Genomic DNA, 17,617 nt, shown 5'->3' with positions numbered 1-17,617 from the left:
CGGCTTTAGCTAACCAGTTTCTTAGAACAGGTCCTTGATTCCCTTAAACAAGTCGCTGAAAAAGCTCCCGATCGCCCGCAGCAGCAGCTTGAACCAGCCCGCCTTCTCTGCTTCTTCGGCAGTAATCAGGTTGACGGTTTTCTCTTGAACCTGCGGCATCCCTTCAATCTGATAGGAGTAGGTGACTTTACCTACTTTGCTGCCTCCGGCAATCGGGGCAATCAATGTAGCGGGATCATTCGTCACCACTGCTGTCTTGATCTGCGGCGAGGTTGTTCCCTTCGGTACCATGAACGTAACCCCCGCATCCGTAACGACAGATACTTGTTTATCTTTGCCCTTCTGCACGGGAACTGTCTCCGTACCGGCAATGACTGCCTTAGGCGCAACTACCTGCTTGATCTCAAAGTTGTTGAAGCCGAAATCCAGCACTTTCTTCGTCTCTGTGAAGCGGTGGGCTTCAGAGTCAGCTCCCATAACAACGCTGATCAGACGCATACCGTCCCTAACAGCCGTTCCGGTGAAGCAGTTCCCCGCCTTGGAGGTATGGCCAGTCTTCAGCCCGTCAAGACCAGGATACGCATAAGCCTTGAAGTTCGGAATATCCTTGTTGGCTTCCAGCATCCAGTTGTAGTTAACCATCGGCTTCGCATCGCGTTCCCGGAACTTATAGGATTGAATGGTGGTGAAATCGGTAAAATCCGGATGATCGGTGACAATGTACTTGGCGAGAATAGCAGCATCCATCGCGGACATTACCGTTTCGCCTTCAGCCTCGGGACGGAATTTGGCAGGCATGTCCTTGCGGTCAAGCCCGGTCGAGTTAATGAAATGAGCCGTCTTCATGCCCATCTTCTTCGCTGTTTCATTCATCATCGTGACGAACTGCTGCTCTGAGCCCGCGACCAGTTCGGCCAAGGCAACCGTAGCATCATTGGCAGAGCCTACGGCCATCGCTATGTAGAGTTCTTTCACGGTATGTTCGTCGTTCTTAGCGAGGAAAATCCGGGAACCGATCTGCTTGGATGCATTCTCCTGAATAGTAACCTTCTGATCCCAGGAGATTTTGCCGCTATTGACAGCTTCCGTCACAAGGTATTCAGTCATCATCTTCGTCATACTTGCCGGTGGCATCGGCTGATCGGCATTGAGCGAGAGCAGCACCTCGCCTGTTGTAGGCTCAATCAGCACTGCTGATCGTACATTCAGCCCCAGCGATTCCACACTTGGAATCTTGGCTGCGGCTGTTTTGGCCGGGGCTGCAGCTGCCGCTTTATTGCCGGATGATGTCGCAGCCGGTTTGGAAGCAGCCTCTGCCATTACAGAAGCCGCCGGAAATGCTAACATATTTAGAAGCAGACCTACAGTCGCTGTCTTAATCACAATTTGCTTACCGCTTAGTTTCCGCTTGGAATTCAATGATTACTACTCTCCTTTTACTTCTCAAATCAGTGCTTGTTCTATTCTAACACAGGGGTATCTGCAAAAAAAGACAGGCAGGACGAATTCGTCCTGCCTGTCAGCAAAATATGCGATTCTCCGCAGCTTACAGCGAATAGTTCGGAGCTTCTTTGGTGATCTGCACATCATGCGGATGACTCTCGCGAAGACCCGCTCCGGTAATACGGATAAATGAGGTGTCATTGCGCAGCTCCTCCAGCGTCTTCGTTCCGCAGTATCCCATACCGGAACGCAGTCCGCCGATCAGCTGATGAACGGTATCGGACAACGGCCCCTTGAAGGCTACACGCCCTTCAATACCCTCAGGCACCAGCTTCTTGTCATCATCCTGGAAATAACGGTCTTTACTGCCCTGCTTCATAGCGCTCATGCTGCCCATTCCGCGGTATACCTTGAACTTGCGTCCCTGGTACAATTCCGATTCTCCTGGGCTTTCTTCCGTGCCTGCGAACAGGCTGCCCATCATAACCGCTGATGCCCCGGCAGCAATCGCCTTGGTAATCTCTCCGGAGTACTTGATACCGCCGTCTGCAATGATCGGCACCCCGTATTCACGGGCAACCGTTGCGCAATCATAGATCGCAGTAATCTGCGGTACACCGATACCGGCAATGACGCGGGTTGTACAGATCGAGCCCGGCCCGATGCCTACCTTCACAATGGAGGCCCCGGCTTCGATCAGTTCGCGTGTAGCTTCACCTGTAGCCACATTACCGGCTACAATCGTAAGATCAGGATACTTAGCGCGCAGATTGCGTACAGCTTCAATAATATTGATATGATGTCCATGCGCAGAATCTACAACCAGCAGATCCACACCTGCGTCAATCAGCGCCTGGGCACGTTCTTCGGCATCCTTGGAGATCCCGATCGCTGCGCCTACCAGCAGGCGTCCCTGGGCATCCTTCGCGCCGTTCGGGAATTGGATCGCTTTCTCAATGTCCTTGATCGTAATGAGGCCCTTCAGAATGTTATTATCATCCACCAGCGGCAGCTTCTCGATCTTATGCTTCTGGAGCATCACTTCAGCTTCCTGAAGCGTAGTGCCGACCGGAGCCGTTACCAGGTTATCGCGTGTCATATACTCGCTGATTGGTGCGCTGTAATCATGAATGAAGCGCATATCGCGGTTCGTGATAATGCCAACCAGCTTGTTGGACTCATCAACAACCGGAACGCCGGAAATACGGTATTTGCCCATAAGCCGTTCAGCATCTGAGACCAGATGATCCGGGGTGAGAGAGAAAGGATTGGTAATTACGCCGCTTTCGGACCGCTTCACGCGGTCTACTTCCCCAGCCTGCTGCTCCACAGTCATGTTCTTATGGATAATGCCGACCCCGCCTTCACGGGCAATCGCAATGGCCATAGCAGCTTCTGTAACAGTATCCATACCCGCACTGATCAGCGGGATGTTAAGCTTAACCCCACTGCTGAGTACAGTAGAAAGATCCACTTCCTTGGGCAGCACCTCGGATTTACGCGGAACCAGCAGCACATCATCAAAAGTCAATCCTTCTTTACCAAACTTATCTTCCCACACCTGGGTCATTCCTCCTCAAAATGTTCTTGTCTCCACCCGCCTGCCAACTTATGAATAAAGAAACTCCTGATTCAAGTCCATACCCGATAGACAGCGGTATGAGCCTGGGAGTTCAACATAATAATGTCTTCAGTTAAGGTTTGAGAGGCTAGTCCAAAAATATATTATTGCCATCTTAGCAAAGGCCTTTTGGCCTGTCAAGAACATTACTTCACCTGGAAGAGGATTTCGCCAACCGGCCTCAGGTAAGCGAATTCTTGGACGAAAGTCCGTGTGTGGTGGACATTTTTGTATACACCATCTTTATGGCACTGGCTGGGGAGCTTCCCTCTGGCTGATCTGGCCGAATCAATCTAGGTGAGCCGGGAAAGTAATTGGACAAACGTATCTTATTTTGCTGGTTTCTGCGCATTCGGCGGAAGCAATTGGATTAACAGCATCTATTGGAACGCGTTACGGTTACTTGGGCTGGAATCGAAAGAATTAAGTGTTGTTTATCCAACTGCTGTCTGAGGATCGTCCATTCCTTCCCCAGCAAGTGTACAAAATCCAACTACTTCCCCAGTGTCTTTCATCCCCGTTTATCCGATCCATTCAGACATCGCCCATCTCATTATCCATGCTGTCCATGCATACAAAAAAACCACTGTCGAGTGATCAACAGTGGTTTTGTGTGCTTGGCGGCGTCCTACTCTCCCAGGACCCTTCGGTCCAAGTACCATCGGCGCTGGAAGGCTTAACGGTCGTGTTCGGGATGGGTACGCGTGGAACCCTTCCGCTATCGCCACCAAACGATTACAGGCTTAATCGCCTGAAAACTGAATCCGAAACGAATTTGTGTGTTAGTTTATTGGATAAGCCCTCGACCGATTAGTATTGGTCAGCTCCATGCATTGCTGCACTTCCACCTCCAACCTATCTACCTCGTCGTCTTCAAGGGGTCTTACATACTGGGAAATCTCATCTTGAGGGGGGCTTCACGCTTAGATGCTTTCAGCGCTTATCCCGTCCGTACGTAGCTACCCAGCCATGCTCCTGGCGGAACAACTGGTGCACCAGCGGTACGTCCATCCCGGTCCTCTCGTACTAAGGACAGCTCCTCTCAAATTTCCTGCGCCCACGACAGATAGGGACCGAACTGTCTCACGACGTTCTGAACCCAGCTCGCGTACCGCTTTAATGGGCGAACAGCCCAACCCTTGGGACCTACTTCAGCCCCAGGATGCGATGAGCCGACATCGAGGTGCCAAACCTCCCCGTCGATGTGGACTCTTGGGGGAGATAAGCCTGTTATCCCCAGGGTAGCTTTTATCCGTTGAGCGATGGCCCTTCCATGCGGTACCACCGGATCACTAAGTCCGACTTTCGTCCCTGCTCGACTTGTAGGTCTCGCAGTCAAGCTCCCTTCTGCCTTTGCACTCTTCGAATGATTTCCAACCATTCTGAGGGAACCTTTGAACGCCTCCGTTACTCTTTAGGAGGCGACCGCCCCAGTCAAACTGCCCGCCTGACACGGTCCCCGTACCCGCTTAGGGTACCAGGTTAGAACCTAGATACGATCAGGGTGGTATCCCAACGGCGCCTCCAGCGAAGCTTGCGCTCCGCTTTCCACGGCTCCCACCTATCCTGTACAGATCGTACCCAAATTCAATATCAAGCTGCAGTAAAGCTCCATGGGGTCTTTCCGTCTTGTCGCGGGTAACCTGCATCTTCACAGGTATTAAAATTTCACCGGATCTCTCGTTGAGACAGCGCCCAAGTCGTTACGCCATTCGTGCGGGTCAGAATTTACCTGACAAGGAATTTCGCTACCTTAGGACCGTTATAGTTACGGCCGCCGTTTACTGGGGCTTCGGTTCATAGCTTCGGGTTACCCCTAACCACTCCCCTTAACCTTCCAGCACCGGGCAGGCGTCAGCCCGTATACTTCGCCTTGCGGCTTCGCACAGACCTGTGTTTTTGCTAAACAGTCGCTTGGGCCTTTTCACTGCGGCCCCCTCGGGCTATTCACCCTACCGAGGCACCCCTTCTCCCGAAGTTACGGGGTCATTTTGCCGAGTTCCTTAACGAGAGTTCTTCCGCGCGCCTTAGAATTCTCTTCTCGCCTACCTGTGTCGGTTTGCGGTACGGGCACCTTCTCCTGGCTAGAGGCTTTTCTTGGCAGTGTGAGATCATGACCTTCGCTACTGTAATTTTCGCTCCCCATCACAGCCCAGCCTTAACAGTGTGCGGATTTGCCTGCACACCAGCCTCACTGCTTAGACGGACATCCATCAGTCCGCGTCACTACCCTCCTGCGTCACCCCATCGCTCATAGCGGATTACGGTGGTACAGTAATTTCAAACTGTTGTCCTTCGACTACGCCTGTCGGCCTCGCCTTAGGTCCCGACTTACCCTGAGCGGACGAGCCTTCCTCAGGAAACCTTGGGCTTTCGGCGGATCAGATTCTCACTGATCTTTTCGTTACTCATACCGGCATTCTCACTTGTATGCTGTCCAGCGCTCCTTACGGTACACCTTCAACCCGCATACAACGCTCCCCTACCCCTGATGCAAGCATCAAGCCATAGCTTCGGTGGTGTGTTTAGCCCCGTTACATTTTCGGCGCAGAGTCACTCGACCAGTGAGCTATTACGCACTCTTTCAATGGTGGCTGCTTCTAAGCCAACATCCTGGTTGTCTGTGCAACTCCACATCCTTTCCCACTTAACACACACTTGGGGACCTTAGCTGATGGTCTGGGCTGTTTCCCTTTTGACAATGGATCTTAGCACTCACTGTCTGACTCCCGGCAAGAAGTAAGTGGCATTCGGAGTTTGACTGAGCTTGGTAACCCTTGCGGGCCCCGCACCCAATCAGTGCTCTACCTCCACCACTCCATTCACCGAGGCTAGCCCTAAAGCTATTTCGGGGAGAACCAGCTATCTCCGAGTTCGATTGGAATTTCTCCGCTACCCCCACCTCATCCCCGCACTTTTCAACGTACGTGGGTTCGGGCCTCCAGTGCGTGTTACCGCACCTTCACCCTGGACAGGGGTAGATCACACGGTTTCGGGTCTACGCCCACATACTCAGTCGCCCTATTCAGACTCGCTTTCGCTGCGGCTCCGGCTTCTCACCTTAACCTTGCATGTTGAACGTAACTCGCCGGTTCATTCTACAAAAGGCACGCCATCATCCATATAGAGGACTCTGACTTTTTGTAAGCACACGGTTTCAGGTTCTATTTCACTCCCCTTCCGGGGTGCTTTTCACCTTTCCCTCACGGTACTGATTCACTATCGGTCGCCAGGTAGTATTTAGCCTTAGCAGATGGTCCTGCCAGATTCATACGGGGTTTCACGTGCCCCGCACTACTCGGGATCCGTCTCGGAGGGAACACAGTTTGGGCTACAGGGCTTTTACCTCTATCGCGGGCCTTTCCAGACCTCTTCGCCTACCATATTCCTTTGTAACTCCATGTGAGACGTCCCACAACCCCAAGGGGCAAGCCCCTTGGTTTAGGCTGTTCCGCGTTCGCTCGCCGCTACTGACGGAATCACTATTGTTTTCTCTTCCTCAGGGTACTTAGATGTTTCAGTTCCCCTGGTCTGCCTCTACGCATCCTATGTATTCAGATACGAGTAACTGTGCATTACCACAGCTGGGTTTCCCCATTCGGACACCCCCGGATCAAAGCTTGCTTACAGCTCCCCGAGGCAGTTTCGTTGTTCGCCACGTCCTTCGTCGGCTCCTGGCGCCTAGGCATCCTCCGTGTGCTCTTAGTAGCTTAACCAACGTTCCGGTATTGGCTTGTTTACACAATCCAAAACCTTCACTCAGTAGCAACTAATAACTATTTCCACTTGTTTACACAAGTTTCAGCTAAAAGATGTTCTAAAACGCAAATTCGTTTCGGTATCCAGTTTTCAAGGATCAAGTTGTAGTCTGAAACGTTTAACGGCACTTTCGTGATCGTCCAAACCTTTCAGAAACTGAGAGCTTAAACTCTCAAAACTGACCAACGAGTGAGTAACTAGCCGACCGGCTAGATTTCAAATTTGAATGTTTCCGTTGCAGGAAACGATTCTCCATAGAAAGGAGGTGATCCAGCCGCACCTTCCGATACGGCTACCTTGTTACGACTTCACCCCAATCATCTACCCCACCTTCGGCGGCTGGCTCCCTTGCGGGTTACCCCACCGACTTCGGGTGTTGTAAACTCTCGTGGTGTGACGGGCGGTGTGTACAAGACCCGGGAACGTATTCACCGCGGCATGCTGATCCGCGATTACTAGCAATTCCGACTTCATGCAGGCGAGTTGCAGCCTGCAATCCGAACTGAGACCGGCTTTGCTGGGATTGGCTCCACCTCGCGGCTTCGCTTCCCGTTGTACCGGCCATTGTAGTACGTGTGTAGCCCAGGTCATAAGGGGCATGATGATTTGACGTCATCCCCACCTTCCTCCGGTTTGTCACCGGCAGTCACTCTAGAGTGCCCAGCACAACCTGCTGGCAACTAAAGTCAAGGGTTGCGCTCGTTGCGGGACTTAACCCAACATCTCACGACACGAGCTGACGACAACCATGCACCACCTGTCTCAACTTTCCCCGAAGGGCACCTGATGCATCTCTGCTTCGTTAGTTGGATGTCAAGACCTGGTAAGGTTCTTCGCGTTGCTTCGAATTAAACCACATACTCCACTGCTTGTGCGGGTCCCCGTCAATTCCTTTGAGTTTCAGTCTTGCGACCGTACTCCCCAGGCGGAGTGCTTACTGTGTTAACTTCGGCACCAAGGGTATCGAAACCCCTAACACCTAGCACTCATCGTTTACGGCGTGGACTACCAGGGTATCTAATCCTGTTTGCTCCCCACGCTTTCGCGCCTCAGCGTCAGTTACAGCCCAGAAAGTCGCCTTCGCCACTGGTGTTCCTCCACATCTCTACGCATTTCACCGCTACACGTGGAATTCCACTTTCCTCTTCTGTACTCAAGCCACCCAGTTTCCAGTGCGACCCCAGGTTGAGCCCAAGGTTTAAACACCAGACTTAAATAGCCGCCTGCGCGCGCTTTACGCCCAATAATTCCGGACAACGCTTGCCCCCTACGTATTACCGCGGCTGCTGGCACGTAGTTAGCCGGGGCTTTCTTCTCAGGTACCGTCACTCCGGCAGCAGTTACTCTACCGGACGTTCTTCCCTGGCAACAGAGCTTTACGATCCGAAAACCTTCATCACTCACGCGGCGTTGCTCCGTCAGGCTGTCGCCCATTGCGGAAGATTCCCTACTGCTGCCTCCCGTAGGAGTCTGGGCCGTGTCTCAGTCCCAGTGTGGCCGTTCACCCTCTCAGGTCGGCTACGCATCGTCGCCTTGGTGGGCCGTTACCCCGCCAACTAGCTAATGCGCCGCAGGCCCATCCCCAAGCGGCAGATTGCTCCGCCTTTCATTCTTCCCTCAGGAGAGGAAAGAGATTATCCGGTATTAGCTACCGTTTCCGGTAGTTATCCCAGTCTTAGGGGCAGGTTGCCTACGTGTTACTCACCCGTCCGCCGCTAAGCCAAGTTGGAAGCAAGCTTCCAACAAGACTCCGCTCGACTTGCATGTATTAGGCACGCCGCCAGCGTTCGTCCTGAGCCAGGATCAAACTCTCCAATTAGGACGCTTACCGAAGTAAGCGCTTATAGAAAGAGCGATAGCTCATTTTGAAACATCTGACGAGAATGGTTACATTCTCTAATTTGGAATCACCGAGGTGATTTCCGATACTCACTCGTTGTTCAGTTTTCAAAGATCAAGCTCGTTGTCAGCGATCATTATCTCGTCGCCAGCAACTCTTATAATATATCACATCCGACCGATCAATGCAAGCTCTTTTTTTAACTTCTTTTCGAGCAAGGCGTTGATGTTTCGCAGCCAGAAATAGAATATACCATGGTTAGAGATTCATTGCAAGCTTTTTATTACAGAAGTTTAAGTCTAACTTTCCTTCGTCCCAGCACTGTCCCCAGGAAACCGCCTAAGCAGCTTCCCCGGGAGTGTTGGTATCAATCCAAGAACGATTAATCTCTATTGCGCATATGCGGGAACAGCAGCACATCACGGATCGACGGAGCGTTGGTAAGCAGCATAATCAGACGGTCTACGCCGATTCCCAGTCCGCCTGTAGGCGGCATACCGTATTCAAGCGCACGGATGAAGTCATCGTCCATCTCATGGGCTTCATCGTTGCCCTGCTCCTTCTCCTGAATCTGTGCCTCGAACCGCTGACGCTGGTCAATCGGATCATTCAGCTCGCTGAACGCGTTCGCGTGCTCGCGGGCCACAATGAATAGCTCGAAACGGTCGGTGAAGCGCGGGTCTTGATCGTTCTTTTTGGCAAGCGGTGAAATTTCGACAGGATGTCCCATCACGAAGGTCGGCTGAATCAAGGTCTCCTCTACAAACTGCTCGAAGAACGCATTCAGGATATGCCCGTAGGTCATGTGCTTCTCTACCGGTACCCGGTGCTCCTTAGCGAGCGCATGGGCCTCTTCATTCGACATCTGAACGCCGAAGTCTACTCCGGTCACTTCTTTGACAGCATCCACCATGGTTACACGGCGCCAGCCCGGGGACAGGTTCACTTCATGCCCCTGGTACTCAATCACCTGGCTGCCCAGCACTTCCTGGGCAATATGAGCGATCAGGCTCTCGGTCAGATGCATAATGTCCTTGTAGTCCGCATACGCTTCATACAGCTCAATCATTGTAAATTCCGGATTGTGGCGGGTCGAGACTCCCTCGTTGCGGTAGACGCGGCCGATCTCATATACCTTCTCCAGACCGCCGACAATCAGGCGCTTCAGGTGCAGCTCGATGGCGATCCGCATATACAGCTGCATGTCCAGCGTATTGTGATGGGTGATGAACGGACGTGCCGCAGCTCCGCCTGCGATGGAGTGCAGGGTTGGGGTCTCGACCTCCAGATAGCCCAGCGAGTCCAGATAACGGCGCATCGACTGGATGATCCGTGAACGGGTGATGAAGGTCTGCTGAACCTCAGGGTTGATGATCAGATCCACATAACGCTGGCGGTAACGCAGCTCCACATCCTTCAGTCCATGATACTTCTCGGGAAGCGGCAGCAGGGACTTGGACAGTACCTCCAGATGATCTACTTTAATAGAGGTTTCGCCGGTCTTGGTCTTGAACAGAGTTCCCCGGACACCGATGATGTCGCCAAGGTCGAGGATGGTGAAGGCAGCGTATTGGGACTCGGGAATGCTGTCCTGCCGCACGTAAATCTGGATTTTGCCGCTGAGGTCCTGAATGTGCGAGAAGCTGGCTTTACCCATTACCCGCTTAGCCATAATGCGTCCGGCCACACTAACCTCCAAGGCCAGCTCGTCCAACTCTTCCTTGGTTTGTCCGTCATATTTGGCCAGAAGATCGCCCGCAGCAGCGGTACGGTCATATTTCTTGCCGAACGGGTCAATCCCGAGGGCGCGGAGCTCGTCCAGCTTCCCCCGGCGGATCTTCAGCAATTCACTAAGCTCATTCTCTGTGGTTTCGACGTTGTTCAATTCTTCCGTCATGTTCTTCATCCTTTCTTACTCTCGCGGTATACAAAAGAAGAAACGGCTCCGTCCCAATCCGGGGACAGTCCGTTCCGGTACAAAATATAAGCTGTATGTGTTCACCCATATTTTTTGGTTAGAAGCATTGCGAAAAAAGCTCCCCTAAGGAAGCTTTCGGATCTACTTCATTTTGATATCGAGAATTTTATATTGAATGACGCCTGCTGGAACACTTACATCCACAATGGTACCGACCTTCTTGCCGATGATTGCTCTTCCAACAGGGCTCTCATTGGAGATTTTGTTATTGAGCGGATCGGATTCGGCAGTGCCTACGATAGTATATTCCATAGTGTCGCCATACTCCATATCTTCTACGGTAACCGTAACTCCTACACTGACCACATCGGTAGCAATCTCATCACTGTTAATGATGCGGGCGTTGCGGAGCATTTTCTCCAAGGTAATAATACGGCCCTCAATAAAAGCCTGCTCGTTCTTGGCGTCTTCATATTCCGAGTTCTCACTGATATCTCCGTAGCCGATCGCCACTTTGATACGTTCCGCCACTTCGCGGCGCTTAACGGATTTGAGGGTCTCCAGTTCTTCTTCCAGACGCTTAAGTCCGTCCGGTGTAAGAATGACTTCTTTATCGCTCATCTCAACCGATTCTCCTGTCGTATACATTTATTGAAAACACCATACTATATGCGAATCCGGAGGGATAAGAACCCTCCTGCACCATTGCTCCTGCTGTAACGGCGATTTTATACTGTGAAATTATATTGGAACCGCTACAAAATGTCAATGACGCCCCATATAATGTTTAGCGATACTCAATAAAGCACACAGGATAGGACTTGCTTCCCGGGAAAATGTGCCGATCAGACGGCGGAAAGGACATGATCTGCGCGATCCTGCTCCTCATCCTGCTGAAGCTGCCCGACAAAATCCTCCAAAATCCGAACCATCTCGTCACGTTTCGTTTCTTCCATAATAACGTCCTTCACGCGGGCTGCGGCCTTGAACCCTTTGAGATACCAGGCCAGATGCTTGCGCATTTCGCGCACCGCCACCGCCTCCCCCTTGAGCGCAATCAGACGGTCCATATGCAGAATGGCCACCTTGATCTTCTCGTCAGGGCTCGGCTCCGGCATCAGCACTCCGGTATCCAGGTATTGAATGGTCCGGTACAGCATCCAAGGATTGCCGAGTGCGCCCCGCCCGATCATAACGCCGTCACAGCCCGTCTGGTCCAGCATCGCCCGCGCATCCTCCGGGGTGTTCACATCACCGTTGCCGATGACCGGGATGGATACCGCCTGCTTAGCCATGCGGATATAATTCCAGTCGGCGCGCCCGGTGTACTGCTGCTCACGGGTACGTCCATGCACGCTGACCGCCTGGCCTCCGGCCCGTTCGACAGCCCGCGCATTCTCTTCAACGAAGATATGCTCGCTGTCCCAGCCGATCCGCATTTTCACGGTGACCGGCTTATCAACGGCCTCGACTACGGCCGATACCATCTCGTAGATTTTGTCCGGGTTCAGCAGCCAGCGCGCTCCGGCATCACATTTCGTTACCTTCGGCACCGGGCAGCCCATATTAATATCAATAATATCGGCATTTGTCTCTTTATCGACAATTCGGGCCGCTTCCACCAGCGACTCCCGGTCTCCGCCAAAAATCTGCAGGCTCAGCGGCTTCTCGCGCTCATCGACAAACAGCATCTCACGCGTACGCGCGTTGCCGTGGACAATTGCTTTGCCGCTGACCATTTCAGCACAGACCAGGCCGGTCCCGAATTCCTTGGCAATCAGACGGAACGCCGGGTTGCACACGCCGGCCATAGGTGCCAGGACAACCTGGTTTTTCAATTCAATATCACCAATCTTCAGCATGCTTGAATCCCTTCCCTTTACTCTTTAATAGCGTTCATCCGTGCCTCAAGGCTCCGGGTTGGCCAGTTCCTCAACGGTCACTCCGAGAAAAGCTGCAATTTTATTTAAAATTTGATCTTCCAAACGTCTGTTGCCACGCTCCACTGCGCCAAGCACAGCAAGCGATATTCCGACAGAATCCGCCAGCTCCTGCTGAGTGTAGCCCTTCAGCTTCCGGAACGCTCTGACCCGCCTTCCCATACGTTTGTTGTCCACAAGCGAATTCCTTCCTTTCCGTCTATGTCTTGAAGCGCTGATGTAATTAAACTGCGGAATACGAAGGACTCTTCATTGTCAGAAACGATGTCGCAGAGCGGCAGCAGAACAAACGCCCGCTCCAGCATCCTTGGATGCGGCAGCGTCAAATCCGGCGTATCCATGCTCATTCCCTCTACCCATAATAAATCAAGATCCACGGTTCTAGGCCCGTAGCGGATATCGCGGACACGTCCGAGCTGATTCTCCGTCTCCAGCATCACCTGAAGCAGCGCTTCCGGGGCCAGGGTGGTACGGAGCACAGCGGCCATATTCAGAAACTGGGGCTGGTCCAGATAGCCGACAGGATCGGTCTCGTACACCCGGGAGGTGCGCAGAACCTCAATCTCTTCGTGCTGCATGAGCCGGTTCAAGGCCTCTCTTAAGGTGCCCTGCCGGTCACCCAGGTTAGCCCCTAAAGCAATATAAGCCTCTGATGCCTCAGAGGTGGAATGTGTATTCATCAGTCTGTCTCACTTTCTGCTCCGGCGCAGCTCTACGGTCACTCCCTGAAAATGAATATCAAAGGGCGGATGCGGCTTGGTCACCTTGACCGTCACGGCACTGATAACAGTATAAGTGTCCAGTAGTCCGGATGCAATATGTTCCGCCAAAGCTTCGATCAGCTTGAAGGAGGTGGTTTCGACAATTTTTTTGACCAGGGCATGCACTTCGGCATAATTCACGGTCTGCTCCAGATCATCGCTGCGGCCGGCCGGCTGCAAATCAAGCTCCAGCTCCAGATCCACATAATAGCGCTGGCCCAGTCTGCGTTCCTCTTCGTACACACCGTGGAAGCCGTAATATTCCATACGGTGGAGCTTCATTTTATCCATAACAAGGTCCCTGCCTTCTTCTGAGATTATTCTTCTACTCGCGCAAGCGGGGTGATCCGGCATACAGCATGGCGTCACACATGTCTACGGTCCGCTTGATTGAAGCAATATCGTGGACCCGAACGATCTGACAGCCCTGGGCGATGCCAAAAGCGACGGTAGCCGCAGTGCCCTCCACCACATCCTCAGCCGGAAGATTTAGTATGGTGCGGATGAATTTTTTGCGCGAAGTGGCCAGCAGCACGGGGTACCCCAGCTCCGTCAGCCTTCCCAGGCCTGTCATGACCTGAAGATTCTCGGTGTGATCCTTCGCGAACCCGATGCCCGGGTCCAGAATTATGTTATCCCGCTTCACTCCGGCCGCCAGAGCGAGCTGAATGCTTCCGTTCAGATCCTCGGTCATATCGCTGAGCAGATCCTGATAGTTGCGGTCACGGCGGTTGTGCATCAAAATAACCGGACAGTCTGCCTGCGCAGCCACTGCCGCCATCTGCGGATCGGCCTTGGCCCCCCACACATCGTTGATGATATGCGCACCAGCCTGAAGCGCCTGGCGGGCAACCTCCGCCTTGTAGGTATCGATGGACAGCACTAGGTGCGGAGCCGCCCGGTGTATGCTCTCGATCACAGGCAGCACACGGGCCAGCTCCTCTTCCGCAGCTACCGGCTGATGGCCGGGACGCGTGGATTCTCCGCCGATATCAATGATATCCGCCCCTTCAGCCGCCATCTGCAGCGCATGCTGAACCGCCCGCTCCGGGTCCGTCCATAATCCCCCGTCAGAGAAGGAGTCCGGCGTCACATTGAGAATGCCCATAATCAGGGTCCGACCGCCCAAGGTCAGCTCAGTGCTTCCGCAGCGGTAGCTCCGTTTGTAGATAACCGGCTTCATTCGCGCCCCGTCCTTTCTCTATACAGCTTCAACAGTACACTGGTCCGTTCCCCGCAGCGCCCGCCGCTTATGATGATCTGCCGCTCCCCGGTCCAGAGGGTGGTCACCGGAACCAGCTCCTGCACAGAATTGGTAAGAAAGATCTCAGCCGCCTGCTCAAGCTGCTCCATGGTATACAAGCCTTGCTCCGTCTTCAGCCCTGCTGCTGACGCCAGTTCGAGCACCATTTCCCGGGTAATTCCCGGCAGAATGCCTGTTGCAATAGCGGGTGTGTACAGACAATTACCGGTGATGTAGAAAATATTGCTCACAATGCCTTCGGCCAGCCCGCCTTGTGCCGTCAGCATCAGCCCCTCGGCCCCTCTGGCCGCTGACGGATACCGTGACAGTTCCCGCTTCGCCAGAATATTATTCATATAATGCAGCGACTTCAGCCGTACCGGGCCTTCCGGGGTGTTGCGCCTGTGGTTGAGGAGCTGAAGCTCTTTGCCTTCTGTGTAGAGACCGGGCGGGATTGCCGGCAGGGCCTTCACATACAGCAGATGATTAGGCTGGTTATAGCTTGCGGACGGCAGGCCCAGAATATCCTCCCCGGCCGTCACGGTGTAGCGGATGTAGGCTTCGTCCAGCTCATTCTTGTCCATCAGCAGGGCAATCCATTCCTTCAGCCCCTGTTCATCCGGCTCAAAGGGAATCCCCAGTTGTCTGCACCCCTCAGCCATTCTCTGCAAATGCCGCTCCAGCAGAAAAGGCCGGCCCCCGTAGGTACGAAAGGTCTCAAACAGGCCCATGCCGTACAAAAAGCCGTGATCCAGAGCGGAGACCACGGCGTCTTTGGCTGCGACTGCTTTGTTGTTCACTCCTATATATTTCATGCCGGTTCTCCGGCTCTCCGTTTCAGGAAATTGCGCAGCATCGTGTGCCCGTGATCCGTAATAATGGATTCGGGGTGAAACTGAACACCTTCAATCGGGTATTCCTTATGGCGCAGACCCATGATCTCGCCTTCTGCGGTCTCAGCCGTAATCTCCAGGCAATCAGGCAGGCTCTCGCGCTCGACAATCAGGGAGTGATAGCGGGTTGCCGTAAACGGCGACTCCATCCCTTCGAAGACCGAGATGCCTTTGTGGTGAATCGGAGAGGTTTTGCCGTGCATCAGGCGCTCCGCGCGGATGACCTTGCCGCCGAAGGCTTGTCCGATGGCCTGATGGCCCAGACACACGCCAAAGATCGGGATGCTCCCCTTGAAATGCTCCAGCAGCGCCAGGCTGATGCCCGCCTCATTCGGTGTGCAGGGTCCCGGTGAGATCAGAATATGATCCGGGGCCAGCTGCTCAATCTCCTCTAAGGTGATCTCATCATTGCGGGCGACCTTCACTTCCTCCCCCAGCTCACCCAGATATTGCACCAGGTTATACGTGAAGGAATCATAATTATCGATGACCAAGATCATAGTGCGTTTCCCCCTTTGACGCCGAGGGCAGCCCGCCATTCCTGCTCTTGCTCGCTGCAGAGTATGGCCTTGACTACCGCTTTGGCTTTGTTGTGGCATTCCCGGTATTCACGGTAAGGGTCCGAATCAATCACGATGCCCGCGCCTGTCTGAATGTAGCCGGTTCCGTCCTTCACTGCTAATGTGCGTATGATTATATTTAATTCCATATTGCCGTTATAGTCAATCCAGCCCATGGAGCCGGTATACGGTCCCCGCCGGACCGGCTCCAGCTCTTCGATGATCTCCATCGTGCGCACCTTGGGCGCGCCGGTGATGGTGCCGCCGGGGAAAAGGGCAGCAATGACGTCATAGGCATCCCTGCCGGGGGCGAGGATGCCCTCCACCTGCGAGACGAGATGCATCACATGCGAGTAGCGCTCCACGGTCAGCAGCTCCGGCACGCGGACCGTCCCGTAGGCAGCGACACGGCCGATGTCGTTGCGCTCCAGATCGACGAGCATGATATGCTCGGCGACCTCTTTCTCGCTCCCGCGCAGCTCCGCCTCCATGGCGGCATCCTCCGCGGGAGTATGGCCCCGGCGCCGGGTGCCGGCAATGGGGCGGGCGCTGACCTTGTCCCCGTGCAGCTTCACGAGCAGCTCCGGCGACGCGCTGGAGAGCGCGAAGCCGGGCGTGCGGAGCAAGCCCATATACGGGGACGGGTTGAGTCTACGGAGCCATTCGTAGACGTTCTCGGGTGTGGACCGGAGCCGCGCCTGCTGGCGCAGCGAGAGGTTGACCTGGAATACATCGCCGGCGCGGATGTATTCCTGGACCTTCGACACCGCGAGCTGGAACTGCGCGGGGGAGAAGTCTGAGCTCATGCCGGGCCACTCGCCGGTGGACTCGGCATGATCGGCTGCAGCATAGTCTGGCGCGGCTGCTGCTGCTTCCCGGGCAGATGCACAGATCAGATGCCACTGCTTAAGCATATCCTGTGCGCGGTTCACAGCCATATCATACAGCGTCCTTAAGCCATCAGAGCGGGCGGACAGGGAATCAGGGACAGGAACATGCACAGCGCAATAGAGCATATCCTTATGATGATCGTAGATCCACACTTCCTCCAGCCGCATGAACAGATAATCGGGGAGATCAGGATCACGTCTGGCAAGAGACGGCAGCTTCTCCAGAGAGCGGGCTACATCATAGCCCAGAAACCCGATGCAGCCCCCGGTGAACGGCGGCAGGCCTTCAGCCGGCAGACGTGGCGAGGTGTAGGCCTTCATCCAGTTCTGCAGTACCTCCAGCGGCTGGCCCTCAATCAGAGCTGTTTGCGTCTGGCCTGAGGCTTCACCCGGGCCGGAAAGTGTATAGAGACTCGCAGCCCTCCCGCTGCCTTCGATCACAGAGACTGGATTCAGTCCCAGGTAGGTGTAACGTCCGCCCTTTCCGCTCTCCAGAACAACCGAATAGGGCGAGGCCAGCTCCCAGGCCTGCTTCCAGCTGCCGGGCAGTCCCTTGCTGTCCTGCGGTTCCTTCAGAATCAGAGGAAGAACGCTCCAGGCTTCGCCGGCCCCGCTCCACTGCTCCCATTCCTGCCAAGCTGTTAAGATCTCCACGCCCATCCTCCTAAAAGTTTTGTGTAGCTTCATCTTCACTGACCTGCTTCGTACAAAACTCGCTTCGGAAGCATACGCTAAAAGTTTTGTGTAGC

General features: G+C 54.0%; 12 protein-coding genes and 3 rRNA genes. All 15 read right to left on the bottom strand.

Annotated elements, in window-relative coordinates:
- Positions 1 to 21: 21 nt before the first annotated feature.
- The 15 genes from MHI24_RS16830 to MHI24_RS16760 all read right to left on the bottom strand — a co-directional run bounded on the left by MHI24_RS16830 (position 22) and on the right by MHI24_RS16760 (position 17,528).
- A complete protein-coding gene (locus tag MHI24_RS16830; protein ID WP_340020695.1) occupies positions 22 to 1,419 on the bottom strand; it encodes a D-alanyl-D-alanine carboxypeptidase family protein in 1,398 nt (465 codons plus the stop codon).
- Between the two features lie 127 nt (positions 1,420 to 1,546).
- A complete protein-coding gene (gene guaB, locus MHI24_RS16825; protein WP_340026710.1) occupies positions 1,547 to 3,004 on the bottom strand; it encodes an IMP dehydrogenase in 1,458 nt (485 codons plus the stop codon).
- 675 nt (positions 3,005 to 3,679) lie between these two features.
- Positions 3,680 to 3,796, bottom strand: a 5S ribosomal RNA gene (gene rrf, locus MHI24_RS16820).
- Positions 3,797 to 3,854: 58 nt separating this feature from the next.
- Positions 3,855 to 6,780: ribosomal RNA gene (locus MHI24_RS16815) — 23S ribosomal RNA — on the bottom strand.
- 301 nt (positions 6,781 to 7,081) lie between these two features.
- Positions 7,082 to 8,642 (bottom strand): 16S ribosomal RNA (locus tag MHI24_RS16810).
- Together the 16S, 23S and 5S rRNA genes form the textbook arrangement of a ribosomal RNA operon.
- 403 nt (positions 8,643 to 9,045) lie before the next feature.
- Complete coding sequence (lysS, locus tag MHI24_RS16805) at positions 9,046 to 10,560, bottom strand: lysine--tRNA ligase (protein WP_340020694.1); 1,515 nt, start codon at positions 10,558 to 10,560, stop codon at positions 9,046 to 9,048.
- Between the two features lie 162 nt (positions 10,561 to 10,722).
- Positions 10,723 to 11,202: a transcription elongation factor GreA gene (greA, locus tag MHI24_RS16800; protein WP_340020693.1), complete on the bottom strand. Its 480-nt coding sequence runs from the start codon at positions 11,200 to 11,202 to the stop codon at positions 10,723 to 10,725.
- 224 nt (positions 11,203 to 11,426) lie between these two features.
- Positions 11,427 to 12,443 carry a tRNA dihydrouridine synthase DusB gene (dusB, locus tag MHI24_RS16795; RefSeq protein WP_340020692.1) on the bottom strand — a complete coding sequence of 339 codons (1,017 nt, stop codon included), beginning with the start codon at positions 12,441 to 12,443 and terminating at the stop codon, positions 11,427 to 11,429.
- 45 nt (positions 12,444 to 12,488) lie between these two features.
- Positions 12,489 to 12,683, bottom strand: coding sequence for a helix-turn-helix transcriptional regulator (locus tag MHI24_RS16790; RefSeq protein WP_274529173.1), 195 nt, complete (start codon positions 12,681 to 12,683; stop codon positions 12,489 to 12,491).
- Positions 12,650 to 13,201, bottom strand: coding sequence for a 2-amino-4-hydroxy-6-hydroxymethyldihydropteridine diphosphokinase (gene folK, locus MHI24_RS16785; RefSeq protein ID WP_340020691.1), 552 nt, complete (start codon positions 13,199 to 13,201; stop codon positions 12,650 to 12,652). Before folK ends, MHI24_RS16790 begins: the two co-directional genes overlap by 34 nt.
- A 9-nt stretch (positions 13,202 to 13,210) precedes the next feature.
- Positions 13,211 to 13,573 carry a dihydroneopterin aldolase gene (gene folB / locus MHI24_RS16780; RefSeq protein ID WP_340020690.1) on the bottom strand — a complete coding sequence of 121 codons (363 nt, stop codon included), beginning with the start codon at positions 13,571 to 13,573 and terminating at the stop codon, positions 13,211 to 13,213.
- A gap of 34 nt (positions 13,574 to 13,607) precedes the next feature.
- Positions 13,608 to 14,465, bottom strand: a complete 858-nt coding sequence (gene folP / locus MHI24_RS16775; RefSeq protein ID WP_340020689.1) for a dihydropteroate synthase — start codon at positions 14,463 to 14,465, stop codon at positions 13,608 to 13,610.
- On the bottom strand, positions 14,462 to 15,340 hold the full coding sequence (locus MHI24_RS16770; protein ID WP_340020688.1) for an aminotransferase class IV: 879 nt from the start codon (positions 15,338 to 15,340) through the stop codon (positions 14,462 to 14,464). The genes folP and MHI24_RS16770 overlap by 4 nt, the downstream gene beginning before the upstream one ends.
- Complete coding sequence (gene pabA, locus MHI24_RS16765) at positions 15,337 to 15,918, bottom strand: aminodeoxychorismate/anthranilate synthase component II (RefSeq protein WP_340020687.1); 582 nt, start codon at positions 15,916 to 15,918, stop codon at positions 15,337 to 15,339. Before pabA ends, MHI24_RS16770 begins: the two co-directional genes overlap by 4 nt.
- On the bottom strand, positions 15,915 to 17,528 hold the full coding sequence (locus MHI24_RS16760) for an anthranilate synthase component I family protein (protein ID WP_340026709.1): 1,614 nt from the start codon (positions 17,526 to 17,528) through the stop codon (positions 15,915 to 15,917). The genes pabA and MHI24_RS16760 overlap by 4 nt, the downstream gene beginning before the upstream one ends.
- Positions 17,529 to 17,617: the final 89 nt, after the last annotated feature.

It is taken from the genome of Paenibacillus sp. FSL K6-1096 (assembly GCF_037977055.1).
GTDB lineage: Bacteria > Bacillota > Bacilli > Paenibacillales > Paenibacillaceae > Paenibacillus_AQ.
Note: the sequence above shows the minus strand (reverse complement) of the source record. Positions and strands in the feature narration are given on the sequence as shown.